We start from the raw sequence: 22421 nt of genomic DNA on the forward strand, positions 1-22421 counted from the left end.
CTCGTGTTACACCGGGGGCCCCACCCGTGAAACGCAGATTCCTCGACGCAACCGGACGAATGACCTGTATCCCTGTTTGCATCCTGAAACGGTGGTGATTATGCGATATGGTTTGTGTGCGGTATGCGGGCTTGCCCTGCTCGCGTTGAATGTTGTCGGGGTTCGGGCACAGGTTCCCGTTTCCATGCCCCATGTCAGCGGCACGGCCGGTGCTTCGATTGACGTTCCCGTTCAGGTGGATGCCGATGTTACAGGGCAGGGCATCATCTCCCTGGATGCCGTCATCGGCTTCAACACACCGGACGTCGTGGTGACCTCGGTTTCCGCCTCGAACAACGGTTTGATGAGTTCATGCCTTTTCACAACCAATCCGGGAGCCAGCAGTATCAATGTCAGCATCGCGTGCACGCATCCCATCTCGGGAGGACCGGGTACACTTTTCACCCTCACCTTCGATCTGGTCAGTGACACCGATGTCCTGTTCAGCTGGCTCAATTTTACCTCCTTTATGTTTAACGAAGGATCTCCGGCAGCAAGCACCTCGAACGGCTCCATAACCCTTAACGATGCTCCTTTGCCTGTAGAGCTGACGCGCCTCGAGGCTCGCGTGGATGCCGGAACGGTAGTGCTCACCTGGGCAACGGCCTCGGAAGTGAACAATGCCGGCTTCGAGGTGCAACAGGCCGGGCCGGATGGATTTGTGACGCTGGGGTTCGTGGAAGGGCGAGGTACGCCGCAACACTATGTCTATCGAGTCGATGGGCTGGCACCGGGTGCCTATCGCTTCCGTCTCAAACAGATTGATTTCGACGGAACCTTCACCTACTCTCCGGAGGTGGAGGTGAGCGTTGAAACTACCGGAGCGTATGAGTTGAGCCCGCCCCATCCCAACCCTTTCGACACCGCCACGGCCCTGACGTTGACGGTGGCGCGTACGCAGCCGGTGCGTGCCCTGGTGTTTGACATGACCGGTCGGCGGGTCGCCGTGCTCTATGAGGGCATACTCGAGCAAAACCGGCCGCATCAACTGCACGTCGAGGGACGGGGGCTGCCCAGTGGGACGTACCTGCTCCAGGTACAGGGAGCCGCTTTTCACACGACCCGGCTGCTGACGCTGATCCGGTGAGGGCCGGACAGGAGAGGCCGCCTTGCCCGGTGCTCCATGTGCAGGACGCAGATCACCTCTCGACGGGCTAGGCATGCTGCCCGGATGCCACGCCGGTGGCGGTGCCGTTGAGGGCCGGCCGGGACGTTCCCGCATCCGCTTCGAAGAGCCGGGCGTGCAGCCGCCGGGCCAGGGGTATGGCCTGGGCCTCGTCGACGACGAAGCTGAGGTTGAGATCGCTGGCGGCCTGGGAGAGCAGGTAGAGGTGGTGCGCGTCGAAGGCCTCGAAGATCGGGCCAAGCCGGTGCAGGATGGACCGGATGTGGCGCCCCACCAGGCTGATGACGGCGCAGGGCAGGATCAGGCGCGGGGTGCAGTAGGCCGCAAGGTCCTCCACCAGCGCGTGGAGGGCCTCCGGGGCGAGCGTGTTGGCCGCCGGATCCAGCGAGACGGTCACGTTGGATTCGGACGTGGCTACCAGGTCGACGGAAACCCCGTGCCGCTTGAAGACGGCAAAGACATCGGCGAGGAAGCCGACCTGTTGCCACATGCCCAGCGTCTCCATCGCGACGAGCACCACGCCCTGCTTGACGGCGATGGCCTTGACGTGCGGCCCGTGATCGCCGGGGTCGGCCGTGACGACGGTGCCGGGCAGTTCCGGCGCCAGGGTGCTGCGCAGGTGCAGCGGGATGCGGTGGCGCCGCACCGGGTCGATGCAGGCCGGGTGCAGGACGCGGGCGCCGGTGGTGGCCAGCTCCTGGGCCTCGTCGTAGCCGATCCGTTCGATCAGGCGGGCCGTGGGGACCTCGTGGGGGTTGGCCGTGAAGAGGCCGGGCACGTCAGTCCAGATCTCCAGGCGCCGGGCCTGCAGGCGGGCCGCGAAATAGGCCGCCGAGGTGTCCGAGCCACCGCGGCCCAGCAGCACCGTCCGGCCCCCGGCATCGCGAGCGATGAAGCCCTGCGTGACGACGACCCGGGCACCTGTACGGGCCAGGCGCTCGCGCAGGGCCGGGTCGGGGCTGGCGTCGCAGGTGGCCGAGAGGAAGCGGCGCGTCGCAGGCCAGTGGGCCGGGGTCTCCCGGGCGCGGAGCAGATCCCGCGCGTCCTGCCAGCCCACGTCGAGTCCCTGGCGGGCCAGGTAGGCTGCGCCCAGCGTGCTGGACATCAGCTCGCCCCGGGCCATCACCCGGGCGCGGATGCGCGGGCTCGCCTCACCCAGCAGGGCGATGCCCGTCAGTAGCTGCTGCAGCCGCTCGAAGTGCGGGGCAAGCAGCGCCGGTCCGTCCACCCCCAGGGCTGCGGCCAGGTCCAGGTGTCGCCGTTGCAGGGCCTGTAGCCGCTCCGCATGCTCTCCCGCAAGGGCGGCTTCCACCAGCGCGTCGAGCGCGTCGGAGACGCCACGCAGCGCAGAACACACCACCAGGACGCACACGCCTTCGTCCAGCCGTTCCCGCACGATCCGGGCAATGGTCTGCCACCGGTCCGCTTCGGCGACGCTGGTGCCGCCAAACTTCAGGATGATCCACGGGAGGTCGTTCCCCGTCATCGCCTTGATGGATTCCGCCCCGGAAGGTCCGTACGTCATGGAAGGATTGCGGATGGAAAATCGAAAGGTTGAAAACGGAACGCTTGAGACATCCTTCGTGCCGTTGTGGCAAAAAAGCCGTCTCCGATCCGTGACCCGGCCGGTTACCCGTGACCGGAAGGCAGTACGGGTTCGGTTAGCCGGGCGACTGAAGAAACGAAGCCGAACCGCCCGTTCCAAAAAAGGCAAAGAATGGATCTGAATGCAACGGATAATGTTGTAAATACAACAACCGTGTGTGTACCGATGGTAGCCGTACGATCCGGAGGCCGGGCTGCCGGATGAACTTTGGGCGGCCGTTTCAGTAAGAGGTTGGCGCAGTCTGAGACGGCGATGAAGCTTCCCGTTTACCTCGATCACAATGCCACCACGCCGGTGGACCCGGTGGTGCTGGAGCGGATGTTGCCGTTCTTCCGGGAGCACTTCGGCAACCCCTCGAGTAAGGGGCATGCCTACGGCTGGGCGGCCGAGGAAGCCGTGACCCAGGCCCGCGAGCAGGTGGCGGAGCTGCTGGGGGCTGCCCCGGAAGAGATCATCTTCACCGGCGGGGCCACCGAGTCGATCAACACGGCCGTCAAGGGGGCGGCGGAGGTCTATGGCCGGCGCGGCCGGCACGTCGTCACGGTGCAGACGGAGCATCCGGCCGTGCTCGGCGCCTGCCGTGCGCTCGAGCGGCGCGGCTTCCGCGTCACCTACCTGCCCGTGGCGCCGGACGGCCGGGTGACGCCGGAGGCCGTCGCCGAGGCCCTGACGGACGAGACGATCCTGGTGGCGGTGATGTGGGCGAACAACGAGACCGGCGTGCTCCATCCCGTCGAGGAGATCGGCTCCGTCGTGCGGGCCCACGGCGCGCTGTTCCTGTGTGACGCCACACAGGCCGTCGGCAAGGTGCCCGTTTCCGTGGAGCATGTGGATCTGCTGGCCTGCTCGGCGCACAAGTTCTACGGGCCGAAGGGGGTGGGTGCGCTCTTCGTGCGGCGCGGCCGGCGGCCTGTGCGCCTGACCCCGCTCCTCGACGGCGGCAGCCAGGAAGGAGGGCGGCGGGCCGGGACGCTCAACGTGCCCGGGATCGTCGGGATGGGTGCCGCCGCCGTGCGGGCCCGGGAGTTGCTGCCGGAGGAGACCCGTCGTCTCCAGGGGCTTCGCGACCGGATGGAGGCGGCTTTCTGCGCGGTCCTGCCGGACGTCGTCGTCAACGGGGCCGAAGCGCCGCGCCTGCCGCAGACGGCCAGCATCACCTTTCGCGGGGTGCGGGCCGCCGATCTCATCGCCCGCCTGCGCACCCTCGCCCTCTCCACCGGCAGTGCCTGCGCCAGCGGGTCCAACCGGCCCAGCCACGTGCTCAAGGCCCTCGGCCTCTCGGATGAGGACGCCGCCGCTACCCTCCGCTTCAGCCTCGGGCGTTTCACTACCGACGAGGAGGTCCGGTATGCCGTCGGGCAGGTCGTTGCGGCGGTGCAGGCCCTGCGCGGCGAGGCCGCCGGGGTGGCACGATGAGGAGCGGACGGGCATGAACTTCACAACCAGAGCAATCACCGATGGAACCGATCGTCAACCGGGTCGCGGAGAGCGACATCGACGTGTATAACCTGGAGGCGTTGTGGGACGGCGGGGAGGTCGTCGAACTGGACCTGGCGCCGTTCCTCGTGCAGGGGCTGGTGCTCCGGGAGAAAGTATTCCGGGCACACGTAGCGGAGCACGACTGGGCACGGTATGCGGACAGGCACGTTGCCGTCCACTGCTCGGCGGACGCCATCGTGCCGGTATGGGCCTACATGCTCATCGCCACGAAGCTGCACGGGGTGGCCCGCTCGGTCGCCTTCGGCCGGGCGGCGGACCTGATCCGCGACCACTTCACGCGGGCACTCGAAGCCGAGGACTGGTCGCGCTATGAGGATCGCATCGTGGTGGTGAAGGGATGCGGGAGCAAGGTGGTGCCGGTCAGTGCCTACCTGGTCGCGGTGCAGAAGCTCCAGGCGGTGGCCCGCAAGCTGATGTACGGCGAGCCGTGCTCGTCGGTCCCGCTATGGCGCCGGCCGGCCGGTGCGGAAACGCCGGCTCGTCCGAGGGCCACGGCCCGTCCCGTCATCCCGCCGCCGGGGGTGCCGGACCGCAGGGAAGAGACGTGACCCCGGCCGGAACGCGATCGCCTGTTTCTCTCCTGTTGCGGAATGCGGCATTCGTTCCCGAAAATCAACGCTCCTTTTCCACATCGCGGGGCACGCATTATGCACAGGATCACCCTGTGGACGGCCGGGCTGTTGCTGGGGCTGTTCACGACCGCCTGCACGAGCGGGGAGCGCCCGGCCGGCGAGGTGGCCGGGGAAGACCCCGAAGCGCGACGGGCCTGGTTCCGGGAGGCACGCTTCGGGATGTTCATCCACTGGGGCGTCTACAGCGTCCTCGGCCGGGGCGAGTGGGTGATGGAGAACGAAAGGATGACGGTCGAGGCATACGAAGAGCTGCCGCCCCGGTTCAACCCGACCGGCTTCGATCCGGCCGCGTGGGTCCGTATCGCAAAAGAAGCCGGCATGCGATACATCACCATCACCGCCAAACACCACGACGGCTTCGGCATGTGGGATTCGGCCGTGAGCGACTACGACATCGTCGACCGGACGCCCTACGGAAAGGACGTGCTCAAGATGCTCGCCGATGAATGTGAAAAACAGGGGCTCAGGCTCTTCTTCTACTACTCACACCTCGACTGGCACCATCCCGACTATTACCCCCGTGGAAAGACCGGACGGCACAGTGCCCGGCCGGATAGCGGCGACTTTGACCGGTACCTCGACTATGTGAATGCGCAGATTGCCGAACTGGCCGGAGGCGCCTATGGCAAGGTCGCCGGCTTCTGGTTCGACGGCTGGTGGGACCAGCGCCGGGAAGAGGGCCACACCGGCAGCACCGAGACGCTCGTGGACTGGCGGCTGCAGGAGACGTATGACCTCATCCACCGCCTGCAACCGCAGGCGCTCATCGCCAACAACCACCACGTCATGCCTTTTCCCGGGGAGGACATCCAGATTTTCGAACGGGACCTGCCGGGCCGGAACACGACGGGCTTCAACGCCGCCGGGATCGGCCGGCTGCCCCTGGAAACCTGCGAAACGATCAATCATTCGTGGGGCTACAACCGGGACGACCGCAACTTCAAGAGCGTGAGAGAACTGATCCACTACCTCGTTCGCGCCGCCGGGCACGACGCCAACCTCCTGCTGAACGTCGGCCCGACGCCGGAGGGCACCTTCCAGCCGGAGGTCGTCGAGCGGCTGCGGGCCATGGGAGCCTGGCTGCGCAAACACGGCGAGACCATCTATGGCACGCGCGGTGGCCCGATGGCCCCGCAGGCGTGGGGCGTCACGACGCGCACGGACCGCCGCGTCTTCGTCCATGTGCTGCAATCCGATGCCCCGGCCCTGCTGACTTTGCCCGGCACCGCCGGGCTTGAGGTCCGCCGGGCCGTTCTCTTCGGCACCGGCACGCCCGTCCCGTTTACGGACGAAAGCGGTGACGTGCAGCTGCAGCTTCCGTCCACCCGCGATTCGCTGGATACGATCGTCGTGCTGGAGGTGTAGTCCATGAATGCGTCCCTGGCACGGCGGCGGGACGGTGCATTGCCTGCTGCGAACCCCGTGGACTTCCCGGGCAGCCCTTCGCGCCTTTGCCCGATGAGTGTTTCCTCCCGGAAAGGTCGTCTTCGGCGGGTGCTCGCGGTGCGCGGGCAGCGCTGGCTCCGACGGGCACGGCGGTTGCCCCCGGCCCGCCGGCTGGAAGCCTTCATCGCCCGGCACCGGCGCTCCATGCCGGTGGTCTTTTTCTTTGGCGGGGTAGCCTGGGACCTGCTCACGCTCTACCGTATCGACGCCGTCTTCGACAACATCCTGCTCTTCACCTACCTCGTGCTGGTCGGGGCGCTCATCCTTACCGGTGCCCTGGTCACGTATGGCGGCTTGCGCGAAACCTGGGCGGTTCGCTACAGCCACTGGTATCCTTCCGCCATCCAGTTTTTCATGGGCGCGCTCTTCAGCGCCTACGTGGTTTTTTACGGCCAGAGCGCTTCGCTCACCGAAACCGCCTTTTTTCTCGTCCTGCTCGTGGCGCTGCTCGTCGGGAACGAGTTCGTGCACCGGCGCACGGCCAACCTCTACCTGCTGCTTTCCCTCTATTTCCTGTGCGTCTTCGCCTTCTTCACCTTCTTCATCCCCGTGGTGGTGAAGCGCATGGGCTACGGCATCTTCCTGGCCAGCGGGCTGCTCAGCGTGGCCGTGACCGGCGGGATGATCGCGTTTTTCGTCTGGCAGCGCGTCTTCCGGAGGCGCGAGGCGCTGTATGCGACGGGCCTGGTGACGGCGCTGTTCGTACTGATGAACGTGTTCTACGTGCAGAACTGGATCCCTCCGGTGCCGCTGGCCCTGCGCGACGGCGGCGTCTATCATTACGCCGGCCGCCAGGGAGACGCCTTCCTCCTGCGCTACGAAAAGCCGCCATGGTACCGTTTCTGGGTCGAATCGGATCAGCCGTTCCGGTACGTCGAGGGGGACACGGTCTATTGCTTCACCGCCATCTTCGCCCCCACGCGGCTCAAGACCGAGGTGTATCACGCCTGGGCCTACTTCGACCCGGCGCGGGGAGGGTGGGTCGAGACGGACCGCATCGGGTACGAGCTCGTCGGCGGGCGGGACAACGGCTACCGCGGCGTGACGCGCAAGCGGCGCGTGTGGCCCGGCCGGTGGCGCGTCGAGGTGGTCACCGGAGAAGGACGGGTCCTCGGGCGGATTCGCTTCGACATCGTGCCCGCCGCCGAGCCCGTACGGGCGTGGGAAGAGGTCCTGTACCGTTGAACCAGGATATTTTCATGTTGAAACATTATTTGTTGTAACGCATTGCACCCCGCTAACGGTAACGTGGAGGGCGGCCGCGATACAGACCGCGTACGATTTGAAACCGCAACCATCAACGGAGACATGATGAAGCACCGCACACACTTCCTGCTCTTGCCGGTCCTTGTAGCCGTGCTGCTGCTGGCCGGCTTTGTGAACGACCGGCCGAAAGCCGTCTACAAGGCCGATCTCGCGCACTCCTACGTGGGGTTCCAGGTGCGTCACCTGGGCGTGAGCAACGTCAAGGGACGCTTCAAGGAATATGACGTCACCCTGGAGATGGAGGGGACGGACCTGCGCACGCTCAAGGCCAGCGGCACGGTCAACGTCAACAGCATCGACACCGGCATCGAGCGCCGGGACAACCACCTCCGCTCGCCGGACTTCTTCGAGGTGGAGACGTTCCCCACGATCACATTCGTGAGCAAGGAGGTCCGCAACATCGACGGCAACGCGTTCGAACTCGTCGGGGACCTGACGATCAAGGACGTGACGAAGGAGGTGATGCTCGAGGCCGAGTTCCTGGGCACGGCCAAGATGGGCGACTCCGAGCGGGCCGGCTTCACGGCCGAGACGACGATCAACCGCAAGGACTTCAACCTGACGTGGGACCGGCTGACGGAGGCCGGCGGCCTGGTCGTCGGGCACGACGTGAAGCTCGTGCTGGAGATCGAGGCGATCAAACAGTGAGGACGAGCGGTTTTCCGATTTCCGGGCCGGTGCGGCGTTTCGCTTGTCGCACCGGCTTTTTTTGTGGCGTGGAAGGTGAGAGGGGGCAGGTCGGGTGGGGGCCGCCCGCAGGGCGCCGAGGGATGCCTCCACGAGGCCGGAATGGCTATTCGCTTTCGGGATGCGGCTCCGGCACGGCAGGCCGGGGCACGGGCGGCGGGTCCGGTTTCCCATTCGTGCGGACCGTTACCACCGGGAGCGAGGTCGACGCCGGTTTCGTACGGATGGAAGGTTTTGCCGTTTGCTCCCGTTGCCGGCGGCGCCGTTTCCGGCGCCATCGGGGGAACCAGACGAGGAAGCCCGTGACCGGCAACGTGGCCGTCAGCAGGCTGGCGAAGAAGGCCAGCAGGCGGCCGGGCAGGCCCAGGATGGCGCCGGTGTGGATGTCGTAGTTCATCCGCAGCAAGCGGTCGCCCGCGTTGCCCTCCTCGAAGCGCTCCTCGGCGATTTCGGCGCCCGTGGCGGGGTCGTACCAGCGCTCGATGCGGCGGTAGAAGGTGCCCTCGTCCGGGTAGACCTGCACCTCGAAGGCGGCGCGCTCGTGCAGCGGCTCGTAGACGACCACGCCGTGGGCCTCCGGGTAGGCGGCGGTCAGCTCCCGGTAGACGGCGTCCAGCGTGCCGACGGCCTCCTCCGGTGCCGTCGGCTGCGCGGCCATCGGCCGCACCTCCTCCGGCAGCGCCTCGCCCCCGGTGGCGAGGCGGTAGACGCCCTCCTTGACCCATTCGAACGAGATCACCAGCCCCGTCAGCGCGATGAAGACGACCACCCAGGAGAGGTAGAACCCGATCACGCTGTGCAGGTCGTAGGTGAGCCGCTTCGGGCTCAGGCCCCAGGTGATCGTGAAGCGCGAGCGCAGGCCCTTCCGCGTGGTCAGCACCTTGCGGTTGGCCGGAAACCACAGCACCAGCCCGCTCAGCAGCAGCACCACGAACACCAGCGTGGCCGTGCCGACGACGATGCGCCCGATCTCGTGCGGCAGCAGCAACGTCGTGTGCAGGTGGACGACGATCGACCAGAACGTGTCGTGGTAGTCGAAGTGCTCCAGCACCTCGCCGGTGTAGGGGTGCACGTAGGCCCCGATCCAGTGCTCGGGATCCTGCCTGTCCCAGGCCCAGACCTGGTGGGTGCGGGCCGGATCGGTGTAGCTGATCAGCATCATGCCGTAGCCGGGGCCGATCGTGGCGCGTACCTGCTCGAAGGCCTCACTCGGCGGCAGCTTGGGGGCCGCCACGGGCTCGACGAACCGCACGTCCCGGTCGAAGACATCCAGCAGCTCCTCCTCGAAGACGTAGAGGCAGCCGGTGATGGCGACGATGAACACGATGAGGCCCGAGCCGAGGCCGAGCCAGAGGTGGAGCTTGCCGATGAACTGTCGCAGGGTCATGGAGCGGGGGGGGTGACGGTGGAGGGGACCGGCGGAACGGACGCGCCCTCCGCCGCCGGAGGCGACGGAGGGCCGTCGGGTGTCAGAAGCGGTAGCCGACGCGCAGGCGGAAGGTGCGCGGGGGCTCGAGCTGCCAGTAGTAGACGTTGCCCCAGCGGGTGCCGGTGTAGAGCGTGGCATCGAGCAGGTTGCCCAGGTTCAGCGCGGCGCTGAAGCGCTCGTTCTGCCAGGAGATCGCACCGTCGAGGCGGAAGTAGTTGGGGAGGCGTTCCTGGCTGCCGGCCGCCGCCCAGTTCGAGGTGCGGTCGAGCTGCCAGCGGTAGCCCAGGCCCAGCCCCAGCCCGCGCAGCGCGCCGTGCCGCAGGCGGTAGGAGAGCCATCCGTTGGTGATGTGCCGCGCCCCGCCGAAGCGATCGCCGATGCGGCTGGCGTCGGTATCCTTCGTGATGGTGGCATCGGTGAGGGCATAGTTCAGCACGAGGTCCAGCCCGGGGGCCAGGCTCCCGCGCAGGTCCACCTCCACCCCCTGCGTCTGCGTCTCGCCCAGCTGGATCGAGAAGTTGGGATTCTCCGGGTCCGCCGTGAGCACGTTCGTCTTGCGGATGCGGTAGACCGCCAGCGTCGAGGTCCATTGCCCGCCCAGCCAGTCGTGCTTGAGGCCGGCTTCCAGGTTGTGGCCGCGGATGGGCCGGAAGGGCGTGCCGTCGGCCCCGGCACCGGCCTGCGGCAGGTACGCCTGATCGTAGAGGCCGTAGAGGCTCGTGCCCGCCACGGGCGAGACGCTCAGCCCCAGGCGCGGGGTGAAGACCTGCTCGTGGACGTCGTTGTCCCGCGAGTCCGTGAAGCGGCCGGCCAGCGTCAGGCGGATCCGATCCTTCAGGAAGCGCGCCTCGTCCTGCACGTACAGCGCCGTGTGGCTCTGGGCGATCGTGTAGTTGGCGCGGTTTCGGAGGCTCTGCGTCTGGTCGAACTGCGGGATGCTCTCGGCCGGCAGGCCGTAGGTGGGATGGTAGATGTTGAAGGGCACGTCCGCGCCGAGGATGCCGTACTGGCCGAACTCGGCCAGGTAGTCCTTGTCGGCCAGATCCAGGCCGGCCAGCAGGCGGTGCGAGACGGCGCCGGTGGCGAACTCGCCGTTGAGGTAGATCTGCCCCAGCCGGTTCTCCAGGTGGCTGTCCCAGAGGCCGTAGCTGCGCTGCATGTCCCCGTCTTCGGTCAGGGAGGCCACCCAGAGGAAGGATCCGTTGACGCGGTAGTCGAAGTAGGCGAGCTGGGCCGTCAGGCGCCAGGCGTCGCTGAAGCGGTGCGTCAGCGTGACGAACGCGTTGTGGTCGTCGATGACGGTGGGGTCGATGGACGGGTCGGCGGCGGTGAAGTCCTCGGGCACCGCCCCCACCTCGAAGCCGTTGGCCGAGAACTGGTAGACCGAGCCGGGGCTGAGCAGCCGGGCCTGCTGGTAGGTGTACTCCGCCGTCAGCGCCGTGCGCTCGTCGAACCGGTAGGTGAGCACCGGGGCGACGGCATAGCGGTGCTGGAAGTCGTGCTTGATGAACGACTCGTTCTGCTGCGCCACCAGGTTGAGGCGGTAGAGCAGGCGGCCGCTGCGGTCCACCCGCCCGTCGAGGTCGAGCGTGGTACGGTAGAGGTTGAAGCTGCCCACGGTGACGTCGACGGCCCGGCGCGTCTGGCCGGTGGGCTTCTTCGTCACCACGTTGTAGAAGCCGGCCGGCTCCCCGTTGGCCATCATGAACCCGGCGGGGCCCTTGACGAATTCGATGCGCTCGATCAGGGCGGCATCCTCGGAGAGCGGACCCCAGTTGGAGGCCACGTTCATGCCGTTACGGAAGGCCGGGATGCGGGCGCCACGCATGTGGACGCGGGTGAACTGCGCCCAGTGCTCGGCTTCGGACGCGCCGCTCACGTTGCGAACCACCCCCTCGCGCATGTTCAGGATCTGCTGATCCGCCAGCAGGTCCGCCGTGACGACCTGGATGTTCTGGGGCAGCTCCAGCAACGGCGTCATCAGCCGCAGCGAGGCCGAAGCGCGGCTGACGCGGTAGGTGTCGGTGCGGTCGGCAACGGTGATCTCGTCGAGCGTGGCGATGGTCTCCCGCAGCGTGATCGTGGGGAGGACCGTCACCTGGCCGGCCTGCACCACGACGGGCACGGTGCGGGTCTCCAGCCCGACGAAAGACACCACGAGCTCATAGGCGCCGGGCGGCACGCCCCGCAGCTCGAACGCCCCCGTGGAGTCGGTCGTGGTACCCAGGCGGGTACCGCGCAGGCCGATGTTGATGAGCTCGACGGGCCGGCCGTCGGCCGAGACGACGTGCCCTCGTATCGAGCCGGTTTCTTCCTGCGCCCAGAGCGAAGAAGGGCTGAGCACCGCGAAAAGCAGTGTGACGAGCAGTAACGTTGATCTATACATGGGTTTGAGGAGGGTGTCTGGTTGGATGAAAGGAGGCAAGCGGGGCCGAACCGCCCGGCCTGATTTACTAATTAGACTAAATCTAAATAGTGTGAGGAGGTCTCGCAATCAGGGGGCGTCAAGGTTTCGTGAAGGTGGGGGGCCGTCGTTCCCGGCGGCAGGCCGGCCCCGCTATAATTTGCCATGAAGGCGGCGGGGAACTCCCGGGCGTACCGTATTTTAGAGGCAGGGCATCCCCTTCACCGACCCGCGTGTTTTCGATGAGCGTTTCTTTTGGTGTGATCGTCTTCCCCGGCTCCAACTGCGACCACGACGCCTACCACGTGGCCCGGCACGTGATGGGGCAGGAGGCGCGGTTCATCTGGCACAAGGAGCCCCGCGTGGGCGACGTGGATGTGGTGATCGTGCCCGGCGGCTTTTCCTACGGCGACTACCTGCGGGCCGGCGCCATCGCCCGTTTTTCGCCGGTGATGAAGGACGTGGTACGGTTCGCGCGGGACGGCGGGCTTGTCATCGGCATCTGCAACGGCTTCCAGATCCTGTGCGAGAGCGGGCTGCTGCCGGGCGCGCTGATGCGCAACGCTTCGCTGCGGTTCGCCTGCAAAGACGTGCACCTGCGGGTGGAGCAGGCCGAGACGCCGTTCACGAACGCCCTCACGCCCGGGCAGGTTGTGCGTATCCCCATCGCGCACGGCGAGGGCAACTACTATGCGAGCGAGGAGGTGCTGGACCGTCTCGAAGCGAACGGGCAGGTCGTCTTCCGCTACTGCGACGCCGGCGGGAACGTCACGCCGGAGGCCAACCCGAACGGTTCGGCGCGCAACATCGCCGGGATCGTGAACGAGCGGCGCAACGTGCTGGGGATGATGCCGCACCCGGAGCGGTGCGCCGAGGCGATCCTGGGCAACGAGGACGGGGCGCTGCTCTTCCGCTCGCTCGTGCGGCACTTCGTCGAGGCGCAGGTATAGCCCGGGCGGTGCGTGGTGCCCGGCCTCAGGCCAGCAGACCCACGCCCAGGGTGACGGCAGCGACGAGAACCAGGCCGGGCAGGATCGCCTTGCCCAGGTTACGGTGGCCCATGCCCAGCACCAGGCCGCCTTTGACCAGGGTGTTCGAGACGGTCGCCAGGACGATGGACCGCGCGGCGGTATCGTGCGCAAGGGTGTTCTGCCGGGAGAGTTCGGCCATGGAGAGGGTGATCGCGTCCACGTCGGCCACGCCCGAGACGATGCTGGAGAGGTACACGCCGGTGCTGCCCAGGTACATCTGCGCGGCGTTGGCGACGAGCAGGATCAGGGCGTAGAGCAACCCGAAGGTGATGGCGGGGCCGAGTTCGAAGGGGTTCTTGAGGTTGTCCTGCTCTTCCTGCGGCCCGCGGGGGGCGGCGGCGTAGAAGAAGAGATAGGCGGCGTATGCGAGCGCGGTGGCCGCTCCGGCCGTCATGGGGAGCCAGAGCGTGCGGAGCAGGGCGGTGTTCACCACGGCCACCTCCACCAGCACCCGGAAAAACATGATGGTCCAGGCCAGCAGGATCGCCACGGCGAAAGAGCGGGCGAGCGCGGGTGCGTCGCCGCTGCGCTGGGCGAAGGTGAGCGTGACGGCGGTGCTGGAAGCCATTCCCCCGAGCAGGCCCGTCAGCCCCACCCCGCGCCGGGGCCCGACGAGCTTGATGAGCACGTAGCCGAGGAAGCTGATGCCGGAGATGAACACCACCATCAGCCAGATCTTGTAGGGCACCAGCACATCGAACGGCGGAGGGCCGTACCCGGTGCGCGGCAGCACCGGCAGCACGATGGCCGAGATGACGGCGAACTTGAGCGTGGCGTAGACGTCCTCCCGCGAGAGGTTGCGGGTGAAGGAGCGGGTCTGGAGCTTGACGGCCAGTATCACGGTCGTGGCTACCCCCAGCGCTGCCGCCAGGACGAGGTGGTTCCAGTAGCAGAGCATGCCGGCCAGCAATACGAGCAGGACGGCGATCTCGGTGGTCATGCCGGCCGCTCCTTCGCGTGCCTGGATGAAATAGGCCACCGTAAGCAGCACCCCTACGACGAGCAGCACCACGCCCAGGACGAGCATCGTCCCGGTGAGCTCGGCCACGAGCGGGGTCGTGCAGCCGAGCAACCCCAGCAGGGCAAACGTCCGCACGCCGGCAAACAGTTCCGGCGTTCCGCGCTTCGGATGCTCCTGGACATAGGCGTATTCGCGCTGAAGCCCCACCAGCAACCCGATCACGAGGGCGGCGCCGAAACGGGTGAGCAGGTCGAGCGGTTCGAGGTTTTCCATCGGGCATTCGGTTGGGTTCCCCGGAAGAAAAGCGTGGCTCCGCCGAGAGTCAACCGGGGATCGCTTCGGAGGGTGACGGTGTGTGCCGGTATCGCGGCGGGATCGGAGGGGGCCGCATCGGCTGGCCGAAGGCGCCTGAACCCCCGCCTGTGCTCGGGCGTAGACAGGCGCACCCTGCAGGCTCCGTCCTTTCTCGTCAACCGGAGGCAAGATGACCGACTTCTCCGCCGCGCCCGTCACCCTGTTCCTGCTGGTGGCCAACGTGCTCGTCAGCGGCTATGCGCTGTTCTCCGATCCGGGGCTGATCGACCGGCTGGCCTTCAAGCCGCGTCGCATCCTCGACGGGAAGGAATATTACCGGCTGATCACGGGCGGTTTCGTTCACGTGGGGCTGGGGCACCTGGCCTTCAACATGATCACGCTGTATTTCTTCGGCCCATACCTGGAGGTGCTGCTCGGGTCGGTGCGGTTTCTGCTGATCTATTTCGGTGCCGAGCTGGCCGCCCACGGGCTTTCGCTCTGGATGCACCGGGGCCACCCGCAGTATGCCGCTGTGGGAGCTTCCGGGGCGATCAGCGGCATTGTCTTCGCCTACTGCCTGTTCAACCCCTTCAGCCAGATCGGGCTGTTTTTTGCGATCTGGATTCCGGCATGGGCGTTCGCCGTCGGGTTCGTGGTGTTGTCCATCGTGGCGATGGGGCGGCGGGCGCCGGGCGAGACGGGCGGGCTGGCGCACGAGGCGCATCTGGGCGGGGCCGTCGGCGGGCTGCTGCTGACGATCCTGCTCGAGCCCCGCGCCCTGCCGATCTTTCTCAGCCAGCTGGGTGTTTGAACGTCCCGTGAAGCTTCCGTTATTGATCCAGGGACATTAACGGTATATTAACGAAGGAAAGGCCGCTGGTCCGTTATTGGTTCTTGCCTGTTTGCAGAAGGAGCCGTATCTTGGGGCACCTCATGCGGCCTGGGCACCTCCTGGCAGGTCGCTCCGTCGCGTCATGACATGGGCAACCAAAAAGCTCGGCTCGGCCGGGCTTTTTGCGCCGGGGCCTCTCCTTTCATCGTACGCCCCGGGCGGGTGTGGATATCTTTGTGCATCGTTTGTGGATTAAAACCCGCCGTTCGTGGCTTGACTTCCCTCGCCCGCCGCGATATACTGCTCTCAGTGCCTGACGGCACGGTTCCTTGACGCGATGGAGTCTCTGGGCTGCATGAGGTCGGCCCGCAGCGGGTCGGAAGACCCGGCGGGGCCGATGCGACGCCCCGGGAAGCGGCGTGGAAGACGGGCCTCCGGGCCGGTCGGAAGCGGTCGCTTTTCGGATGCCGGTGCAGGCCCCGGCCGGACGGGCCTACTGTGTTGCTGCTGTCACGACAGCGGGGCGCAGAGGTACGAACCAGGCGGGGTGCCATCTCACGTACCGGCATGGCACGGCGCGGGCGAACCGGGAGCGCTCCGGCGTTCCGGTGATCGCCGCACCGGGGCCGGCGAGACCCCGGCGGCCGTGCATCGACCCCGGCGAACACCGGGGAGGATGGCGGCACGACCGATGCCCTGTATCGCCTTCGATCCCACAGGCACCGGTTCTTCCGGTGGCCGGGACGAGGCGCACGGCAGGGCATGCTACCGTGGCAGCGATGCCGCGGGAATCGGGTCGGGCGCTTCGGCAGCGGGCAGGTAGCAGCGGGAAAGGCACGCCGCAAGGCCCCTTTCCGGCACGATGCCTGTCCGAAACCGTGGCGGGCCGAAATCCATATAGACCCGTGGTTCCACGTCGTGTGCCCATGCGGCGTGGATAGGCGTCCCGGCGACCACCGGGGGCGCGGAAACCCACCCCGTCGATCAGACGGGAGAGACGGGCCTCCCGGCTGGTTTGGAATGGACACCCCGGTGATCCATCGAACCAGGGGAGGCCGTCGCGTCGAGGAAATAGCTGGCAAGCTGCCCGCGGGGGCGGCTTTTTTTGTTTTGCGCAACGCCCCGGGGTGCGACGTGGACCGCCCGGCTCCCCTCACCGCCGTCGTCATCAACTACCAGACGCCCGACCTGCTGGAGACGGCGGTGCGTTCCTTCCATCGCGCCTATCCGGTCGTCCCCCTCCTGGTCATCGACAACGGCTCGCGGGACGATTCGCGGGCCCGCATCGAGGCCCTCGGGCAGGAACTCGGGCCCGTCCTCACACCGCTCCTGCTCGAGGAGAACATCTACCACGGCCCGGCCATGCACCGGGCGATGATGCACCTCCAGACGCCGTACGTCTATTTCTTCGACAGCGACACCGAGACGAAGCGCCCGGGTTTCCTCGAAGCCATGCAGGCCCGGCTCGAAGCCGACCCGATGCACTACGGCGCCGGGAAGGTGGTGCGGGTGAACCGCCGCGGGTTTGCCGATCCGAAGGGGACGATCCCGGTGCTCGCCAGCGCACACATGCTGCTCCGGCGCGCGGTGTACCTGCAACTCCCGCCGTTCATCCACCACGGCCTGCCCGTGCTGAAGAACTGTGCCGCCGCCGCCGAGCGGGGCTACCGGCTGGTGGATTTCCCCATCGAGGACTACGTGACGCACTTCGGGCGAGGAACGGCCCGGCGGTACGGCTACGGGCTCGGCCTGCGTAGCCGGCTGGACTACCTGCTCAACAAGCTCGGGCTGTGACGTTCACGTTAGCCCCCGAACGTGTCCAGGTGGGCGAGAAGGTCGTGCCAGTCGTGGAAGCGGAAGACATACTCGTCGCGGCGGTCGTCGGTGGTGTACCAGGCGACCTGCCAGCCGGCGCGGCGGGCACCCTCCACGTCGGTATGGTACGAGTCGCCCACGTAGAGGATGGCTTCCGGGGCGGTGCCGGCCCGGCGGGTGGCCTCTTCGAAGAGCTTCGGGTGCGGCTTGAGGTAGCCCACCTCCTCACTGATGACGATCACCTGTGCACGGTCGCGAAGGTCGGGGAACCGGTCCAGCTTGGCGTGCTGGATCTCGGCAAAGCCGTTCGTGAGGAGGCCCACGGGGAAGCGGTCGGCGACGGCGTGGAAGGCCGTCGCGGCCCCGTCGAGGAACGACCAGTGTTCGGCATAGCGGGCCAGGTAGTGCTCGCCCAGCGCGTCCGGGTCGAGGGTGGTGAGGCCGAGTGTGGCCAGCGTGCGGGCGAAGCGCAGGTGCTGGACGTCCTCCCGGGTGAGGCGACCGGCGGCGTAGTCTCGCCAGAGTGCGGCGTTGTGGGTGTGGTAGGTGGCCTGGACGTGCGCGAGCGGGTGCGGCGCGAAGGCCGCCCGGTGGGCCGCGTACACGTCGGCCAGCGCCCGTGCCTCGGCCCGGCGGTGGTCGAGCAGCGTGTCGTCGAGATCGAAGTAGACGAAGCGGACGGGCATGGGGGTGGCGTGGTGTGTAGTGCGTAGTGTGTAGTGCGTGGTGGGTAAAGATCGAGTTCTACGAAATACGGACTACGAAATACGCACTACATCAGAGCGCCTTCTCGTACATCGCGTACTCCTTGTCCACGACGCCGCCGAGGGCTTCGAGGGCGTTGATGAGCACCCGGTTGGTGTCCAGCACCCAGCTCATCTCGCAGGCCACGTAGCCCCGTCGTTGCCCGCGGACGACGGTTTCATGGATCAGCAGGGCATCGAGCCCGCGCCCCTGGTATTTCTTACGCACTCCCATGAGCGGCATACGGATCTCCTTGAAGGCGTGAAGCCAGTCGTAGGCCAGCAGCTTGAGCAGCCCGGTGGGGAAAAGACGGCCGTCCGGCAGGTTGACCAGGGCCTCGTTCAGGTTCGGCAGCGAGACGACGAAGGCGATCGGCTCGCCGTCGTCTTCGAGGAGGTAGACCAGTTCCGGGTCGACGATCTGCTTCAGGTCCCTGGCCAGGCGGGCGAACTCGCGCTCGGTCATCGGCACGTGGCCCCAGTTGTCGGACCAGGCGTCGTTGTAGATGTCGAGCACGGCGTGGGCGTCTTCGTCGAAGCGCGACATGTCCAGCGTGCGCAGCGTGATGGTGGGGTTGCGCCGTCGCACGAGGGCCACGCCGCGCTCCAGCTTGTCCGTCCGGACGAACTTCTGGTGGGCATAGTAGGCCCACATGGTCATGGCCCGGCTGAAGCCGTAACGTTCGAGGTAGTCGACGTAGTAGGGCGGGTTGTAGGGCATCAGGATTGAGGGCCGGCGGTCGAAGCCGCGCACGAGCAGGCCGGCGGTGTCGTTGAGCGACGGGTTGGCGGGGCCGCGCACGCCGGTCATCCCCTGTGCCCGGAGCCAGGCTTCGGCGGCGTCGAAGAGGGCCTCGGCGACCTCGTACCGTTCCACGCACTCAAAGAAGCCGAAGAATCCGTTGCCATCGGCGTATTTCTTCAGGTGCATGCCGTTGACGATGGCGGCGATGCGGCCGAGGACCTGCCCGCCGGCGTCTTCGGCCAGGAAAAGCTGCATCTTCCCGTGCTCAAAAAAAGGGTTTTTTCTGGGATGGAGCGTTTTGGCCACGTCCATCCGGAGCGGGGGGACCCAGTACCGGTCGCCCCGATAAAACGTGTACGGGAAGTCGATGAAGCGCTTGCGGTCGCGCCGGGTGTGGACGGGACGGACGGAGAAGGGGGTCGTCATACGCAACCGGAGCCGGGGGGGAGCGAGCGGACCGGTTCAGAAGGCGCCGTTGGACGGGATGACGCCGTGCTTGCGGCCGACGCGCTGGAAGGCTTCGAGGATGAAGTCGAGCTCTTCGTCCGTGTGGGTGGCCATGTAGGAGGTACGCATGAGCGACTGGCCCTGCGGCACGGCCGGCGGCACCACGGCGTTGACGAAGACGCCCTCTTCGAGCAGGTCTTTCCAGAAGCGGAAGCACGTCTTCAGGTCGCCCACGACGACGGGGATGATCGGCGTCTGGCTCGTCCACACGTTGAAGCCGAGCCGGCGGAAGCCTTCGCGCATGTAGTCCGAGATTTCCCACAGGCGCCGGACGCGCCACGGCTCGGCCTCCAGGATGTCGAGGCATTTGAGCACGGTGGCCACGTTGGCCGGCGGCATCGAAGCGCTGAAGATATGGGCCGAGCTGTTGTGACGGATGTATTCGATTACTTCGCGGTCTCCGGTGACGAAGCCGCCGAGGGAGGCGAAGCTCTTCGAGAAGGTGCCGGTGGTCAGGTGGACCTCCTGTTCGAGGCCGAAGTGGGCGGCGCTGCCGCGTCCGCCGGGGCCGACCACGCCGACGGCGTGGGCATCGTCGAGCATGAGGGCCGCACCGAACTCTTCGGCCAGCGCCAGCAACTCCGGCACCCGGGCCAGCGTGCCGCTCATCGAGAAGACGCCGTCGGTGACGATGAGTTTACCGGCCTCGGGCCGCTGGCGCTGCGCCTTTTCGAGGAGCATGCGCAGGTGCTTGAGGTCGTTGTGGCGGTAGCGCCAGGTCTCGGCCAGGCTCACCTGGGTGCCGGCGACGATGCAGGCATGGTTGTCCTTGTCCGAGAAGATGATGTCTCCCTTGCCGGCGATGGCCTGGATGACGCCCTGGTTCGTCATGTAGCCGGTGGAGAAGAGCACGGCGGCTTCGCGCCCCATGAACCGGGCCAGACGCGCTTCGAGCTCGAGGTGCAGGTCGAGCGTGCCGTTGAGAAAGCGGCTGCCGGTACACCCGGTCCCGTATTGCTCGATGGCCCGCTGGGCCGCCTCCTTCACGCGCGGGTCGGAGAGCAGGCCCAGGTAGTTGTTCGAGCCGGCCATGATGACTTCCCGCCCGTTGATGATGGCGCGCGTGCCGTCGTTCCGCTCGATGGCGCGGAAGTAGGGATACAGGTCCGCCGCCTTGACCTGGGCGTACAGCTCGGTCGGCTCGAAGAAGCGATAGCACTTGTCGAACAGGGACGGGGCGGGCTTGACGGGAGGCGAGACTTCCTCCGCAGCGGTGTCTGGCTTGCGATAGCCTTCAGGCGTCATCGGCTTGCCTCACGAAAATGGGACGAAACGGTAAACCAGGACAACGACCACAGGAGCCGGGGTAACGAAAAGGTTAACCCGCTGAATATACGGCTTCTCCGGATATTATATGTGCAGACCCGGCAAATCACGTCAAAAAAAACAGTTTGCGATGGACAGGTGTTAAAAAAAGAATCATGTTGGCGCTTATTGTGCTAAAATAATTAGTTTCTGTGTCGTCAATGCAATAATTTGGCAATGAAACCGCGCCTGTCCGGGGGAAGGGGCGGGCAGGCGCGGCGGCGTAAGGCAGCGTGAAATGCGGGCTGCAAAATGTTTGTTCCCCGGTGTTTGGGGGAGAAGCTTTTCGCGCAGAAGGTTCACGATAAAAGGGTTCAGAAGGTTACGCGCAGGGTGGCGGTCATGCCGGCGGGTTGCACGGCGGGGTGCAGGCGAAGCGTCAGGTCTTCGCCGACGTCGAAGTCGAAGAGGTGGGCGCTGACGTAGGCGTCGAGGATCTGCAGGCCGTAGGCCAGGCCGAGGGCCAGGATGGTCAGATCCCGGTTGCGGCGCAGGTTGTCCCGCCGTGCCCGCAGGGGGGCCGAAGAGATGGGCCCGAAGCGGGCGGCGAGCCGGTTGTAGGCGTCCTCGAACTCGGCCCGGGGGTTTTCGTCGAGCTGGCCGCTTTCGACCAGTTCCTGAAAGGCCTTGTACTGAAAGGCCTGCCGGTAGAGGATATATTCGTCGTGCAGGTTGAGGGCGGTCCAGGTGAGGAAGCCGAGGCCGCCGTAGACGATGGGGAGCTTGTAGTATTGCCGGTTATAGATCTGGCCCCAGCCCGGCAGGACGGCGGCGCGCCAGAGGGCCCCGCGCGGCGAGTGGGATTCCGGGGTGGCGCTCGTGTCTGCGAGGGCCTGGGCGCGGGCGGGCCGGGCGGTGAGCGCCGGCACCAGCAGCATCACGGCGGCGAGGATTGCCCACGCCGGAGACCGCCGGGGCGCACGCCGGTTCGTACGCCGGCTTTCCTCGGAGCAGCCCGCCGGCATCGAAGCACGGCACATCATGCGGGGGGTTGATGACCGGAAGGCCCGGACGCTGCGGGTTGGACAGGCCTCCGGGCGGCTAGGGGAGGAGCAGCTCGACCAGGCGTTCCAGGTCTTCGTCCGAGTAGAAGGCGATCTCGATGCGGCCGCCCTTGCTGCCCCGTTTGATTTGCACCTGGGTGCTGAGGTGTTTGCGCAGCCGGTCGGTGAGGGCCTGCAGCTGCAGGGCGTCGCGGTCCGGCGGTGCCGGTTCGGGCGGCCTGGGCGGGCTGCCGCCGGCCTCCCGTGCCTGCGACTGGTGCCAGGCCCGCACGCGCTCTTCGACCTCGCGCACCGACAGGCCCTGTTCGAGCACGGCGTTGAGCAGGCGCCGCTGCACCGCCTCGTCTTCGACATTGACGAGGGCGCGGGCATGGCCCACCGTGATCGAGTTGTCGCGCAGGGCGGCCTGCACCGGGGGGGGCAGCTTCAGCAGGCGCAGGAAGTTGGCCACCGTCGAGCGGTTCTTCGACACCTTCTGCGCCACCTGTTCCTGCGTCAGGTTGCACTCTTCGATCAGGCGCTGGTAGCCCAGGGCGACCTCGATGGGGTTGAGTTCCTCCCGCTGGACGTTTTCCACCAGGGCCATCTCCAGCATGGCTTCGGTGTCCGCCTCGCGGACGTAGGCCGGGATGCGCTTGAGCCCGGCGCGGCGGGCGGCCCGCAGGCGGCGTTCCCCGGAGATGACTTCGAACCGTCCGTTGCCCATCGCCCGCACGGTGATCGGCTGGATGATGCCCAGCTGTGCGATCGAATCGGCCAGCTCGTTGAGCGCGGTTTCGTCGAAATCCTTTCGCGGCTGGTAGGGGTTGGGGCGGATGTGGTCGATCTCGATGTCGGCCACCCGGCCCAGGTAGCGATACCGGTCCTCGAAATTGTAGAGACGGCTTTTGGGCAGTTCCCCCCCTTCCTGCACGTTGGGCGCCTCTTCGGCCTGTGTAGAAGGCAGCAGGGCGTTCAGGCCTCTACCGAGCGCAGCTTTTCTGGAACCCATAGACGATGTTTTGTCGAGACGATGAAAAAAATGGGGCGACGTCGGTCCTCACGGTGAG

At 66.7% G+C, this 22421-nt stretch carries 18 protein-coding genes; 9 read left to right on the forward strand and 9 right to left on the reverse strand.

Annotated elements, in window-relative coordinates:
- Window positions 1-76 precede the first annotated feature (76 nt).
- Window positions 77-1126 (forward strand): T9SS type A sorting domain-containing protein, encoded by a 1050-nt coding sequence (locus tag GQ464_RS11475; RefSeq protein ID WP_228350228.1) that lies wholly within the window; start codon window positions 77-79, stop codon window positions 1124-1126.
- 67 nt (window positions 1127-1193) lie between these two features.
- Here GQ464_RS11475 and GQ464_RS11480 read toward each other — a convergent pair whose 3' ends face one another.
- Complete coding sequence (locus tag GQ464_RS11480; protein ID WP_228350229.1) at window positions 1194-2690, reverse strand: aspartate kinase; 1497 nt, start codon at window positions 2688-2690, stop codon at window positions 1194-1196.
- 333 nt (window positions 2691-3023) lie between these two features.
- On the opposite strand from GQ464_RS11480, the gene GQ464_RS11485 reads away from it, so the two are divergent.
- The 5 genes from GQ464_RS11485 (at window position 3024) to GQ464_RS11505 (ending at window position 8263) form a co-directional block, all read left to right on the forward strand.
- The gene (locus tag GQ464_RS11485; RefSeq protein WP_166976785.1) at window positions 3024-4187 is read left to right on the forward strand and encodes a cysteine desulfurase family protein; all 1164 of its coding nucleotides are present in this window, start codon (window positions 3024-3026) and stop codon (window positions 4185-4187) included.
- Window positions 4188-4228: 41 nt separating this feature from the next.
- Window positions 4229-4819 (forward strand): DUF2480 family protein, encoded by a 591-nt coding sequence (locus tag GQ464_RS11490; RefSeq protein ID WP_166976784.1) that lies wholly within the window; start codon window positions 4229-4231, stop codon window positions 4817-4819.
- A 99-nt stretch (window positions 4820-4918) separates the two neighbouring features.
- Window positions 4919-6268: an alpha-L-fucosidase gene (locus GQ464_RS11495; protein WP_166976783.1), complete on the forward strand. Its 1350-nt coding sequence runs from the start codon at window positions 4919-4921 to the stop codon at window positions 6266-6268.
- Window positions 6269-6361: 93 nt separating this feature from the next.
- On the forward strand, window positions 6362-7534 hold the full coding sequence (locus GQ464_RS11500) for a DUF2914 domain-containing protein (protein ID WP_166976782.1): 1173 nt from the start codon (window positions 6362-6364) through the stop codon (window positions 7532-7534).
- Between the two features lie 126 nt (window positions 7535-7660).
- Window positions 7661-8263 (forward strand): YceI family protein, encoded by a 603-nt coding sequence (locus GQ464_RS11505; RefSeq protein WP_166976808.1) that lies wholly within the window; start codon window positions 7661-7663, stop codon window positions 8261-8263.
- A gap of 145 nt (window positions 8264-8408) precedes the next feature.
- Here GQ464_RS11505 and GQ464_RS11510 read toward each other — a convergent pair whose 3' ends face one another.
- Entirely contained in the window at window positions 8409-9689 is a 1281-nt protein-coding gene (locus tag GQ464_RS11510; RefSeq protein ID WP_166976781.1) for a PepSY-associated TM helix domain-containing protein, read from the reverse strand.
- An 82-nt stretch (window positions 9690-9771) separates the two neighbouring features.
- Entirely contained in the window at window positions 9772-12117 is a 2346-nt protein-coding gene (locus GQ464_RS11515; RefSeq protein ID WP_166976780.1) for a TonB-dependent receptor, read from the reverse strand.
- Between the two features lie 260 nt (window positions 12118-12377).
- Here GQ464_RS11515 and purQ point away from each other — a divergent pair, with 260 nt between their 5' ends.
- The gene (gene purQ, locus GQ464_RS11520; protein WP_166976779.1) at window positions 12378-13085 is read left to right on the forward strand and encodes a phosphoribosylformylglycinamidine synthase subunit PurQ; all 708 of its coding nucleotides are present in this window, start codon (window positions 12378-12380) and stop codon (window positions 13083-13085) included.
- A gap of 25 nt (window positions 13086-13110) precedes the next feature.
- Here the strand turns inward: purQ and GQ464_RS11525 are convergent, their stop codons facing one another.
- Window positions 13111-14400, reverse strand: a complete 1290-nt coding sequence (locus GQ464_RS11525; RefSeq protein WP_166976778.1) for an MgtC/SapB family protein — start codon at window positions 14398-14400, stop codon at window positions 13111-13113.
- A 211-nt stretch (window positions 14401-14611) separates the two neighbouring features.
- Between GQ464_RS11525 and GQ464_RS11530 the strand changes: the two genes are divergently transcribed.
- Complete coding sequence (locus tag GQ464_RS11530) at window positions 14612-15232, forward strand: rhomboid family intramembrane serine protease (RefSeq protein ID WP_166976777.1); 621 nt, start codon at window positions 14612-14614, stop codon at window positions 15230-15232.
- 1155 nt (window positions 15233-16387) lie between these two features.
- Entirely contained in the window at window positions 16388-17047 is a 660-nt protein-coding gene (locus tag GQ464_RS11535; protein WP_228350230.1) for a glycosyltransferase family 2 protein, read from the forward strand.
- Between the two features lie 8 nt (window positions 17048-17055).
- Here the strand turns inward: GQ464_RS11535 and GQ464_RS11540 are convergent, their stop codons facing one another.
- From GQ464_RS11540 to GQ464_RS11560, 5 genes are all read right to left on the reverse strand, one after another.
- On the reverse strand, window positions 17056-17754 hold the full coding sequence (locus GQ464_RS11540) for an HAD family hydrolase (RefSeq protein ID WP_166976775.1): 699 nt from the start codon (window positions 17752-17754) through the stop codon (window positions 17056-17058).
- Between the two features lie 91 nt (window positions 17755-17845).
- Entirely contained in the window at window positions 17846-18982 is a 1137-nt protein-coding gene (locus GQ464_RS11545) for a hypothetical protein (protein WP_166976774.1), read from the reverse strand.
- Window positions 18983-19018: 36 nt separating this feature from the next.
- The gene (locus GQ464_RS11550; RefSeq protein ID WP_166976773.1) at window positions 19019-20308 is read right to left on the reverse strand and encodes an aminotransferase class I/II-fold pyridoxal phosphate-dependent enzyme; all 1290 of its coding nucleotides are present in this window, start codon (window positions 20306-20308) and stop codon (window positions 19019-19021) included.
- A gap of 374 nt (window positions 20309-20682) precedes the next feature.
- Window positions 20683-21246, reverse strand: coding sequence for a DUF5683 domain-containing protein (locus GQ464_RS11555; RefSeq protein ID WP_228350231.1), 564 nt, complete (start codon window positions 21244-21246; stop codon window positions 20683-20685).
- 163 nt (window positions 21247-21409) lie between these two features.
- Window positions 21410-22363, reverse strand: a complete 954-nt coding sequence (locus GQ464_RS11560) for a ParB/RepB/Spo0J family partition protein (protein WP_166976771.1) — start codon at window positions 22361-22363, stop codon at window positions 21410-21412.
- Window positions 22364-22421 lie beyond the last annotated feature (58 nt).

Source organism: Rhodocaloribacter litoris (assembly GCF_011682235.2).
GTDB lineage: Bacteria > Bacteroidota > Rhodothermia > Rhodothermales > ISCAR-4553 > Rhodocaloribacter > Rhodocaloribacter litoris.

Excerpts from the sequence above, each read along its gene's own strand:
- GQ464_RS11480 (WP_228350229.1), bottom strand. The coding sequence starts at position 2,690 with ATGACGTACGGACCTTCCGGGGCGGAATCCATCAAGGCGATGACGGGG.
- GQ464_RS11485 (WP_166976785.1), top strand. The coding sequence starts at position 3,024 with ATGAAGCTTCCCGTTTACCTCGATCACAATGCCACCACGCCGGTGGAC.
- GQ464_RS11490 (WP_166976784.1), top strand. The coding sequence starts at position 4,229 with ATGGAACCGATCGTCAACCGGGTCGCGGAGAGCGACATCGACGTGTAT.
- GQ464_RS11495 (WP_166976783.1), top strand. The coding sequence starts at position 4,919 with ATGCACAGGATCACCCTGTGGACGGCCGGGCTGTTGCTGGGGCTGTTC.
- GQ464_RS11500 (WP_166976782.1), top strand. The coding sequence starts at position 6,362 with ATGAGTGTTTCCTCCCGGAAAGGTCGTCTTCGGCGGGTGCTCGCGGTG.
- GQ464_RS11505 (WP_166976808.1), top strand. The coding sequence starts at position 7,661 with ATGAAGCACCGCACACACTTCCTGCTCTTGCCGGTCCTTGTAGCCGTG.
- GQ464_RS11510 (WP_166976781.1), bottom strand. The coding sequence starts at position 9,689 with ATGACCCTGCGACAGTTCATCGGCAAGCTCCACCTCTGGCTCGGCCTC.
- GQ464_RS11515 (WP_166976780.1), bottom strand. The coding sequence starts at position 12,117 with ATGTATAGATCAACGTTACTGCTCGTCACACTGCTTTTCGCGGTGCTC.
- purQ (WP_166976779.1), top strand. The coding sequence starts at position 12,378 with ATGAGCGTTTCTTTTGGTGTGATCGTCTTCCCCGGCTCCAACTGCGAC.
- GQ464_RS11525 (WP_166976778.1), bottom strand. The coding sequence starts at position 14,400 with ATGGAAAACCTCGAACCGCTCGACCTGCTCACCCGTTTCGGCGCCGCC.
- GQ464_RS11530 (WP_166976777.1), top strand. The coding sequence starts at position 14,612 with ATGACCGACTTCTCCGCCGCGCCCGTCACCCTGTTCCTGCTGGTGGCC.
- GQ464_RS11540 (WP_166976775.1), bottom strand. The coding sequence starts at position 17,754 with ATGCCCGTCCGCTTCGTCTACTTCGATCTCGACGACACGCTGCTCGAC.
- GQ464_RS11545 (WP_166976774.1), bottom strand. The coding sequence starts at position 18,982 with ATGACGACCCCCTTCTCCGTCCGTCCCGTCCACACCCGGCGCGACCGC.
- GQ464_RS11550 (WP_166976773.1), bottom strand. The coding sequence starts at position 20,308 with ATGACGCCTGAAGGCTATCGCAAGCCAGACACCGCTGCGGAGGAAGTC.
- GQ464_RS11555 (WP_228350231.1), bottom strand. The coding sequence starts at position 21,246 with ATGCTGCTGGTGCCGGCGCTCACCGCCCGGCCCGCCCGCGCCCAGGCC.
- GQ464_RS11560 (WP_166976771.1), bottom strand. The coding sequence starts at position 22,363 with ATGGGTTCCAGAAAAGCTGCGCTCGGTAGAGGCCTGAACGCCCTGCTG.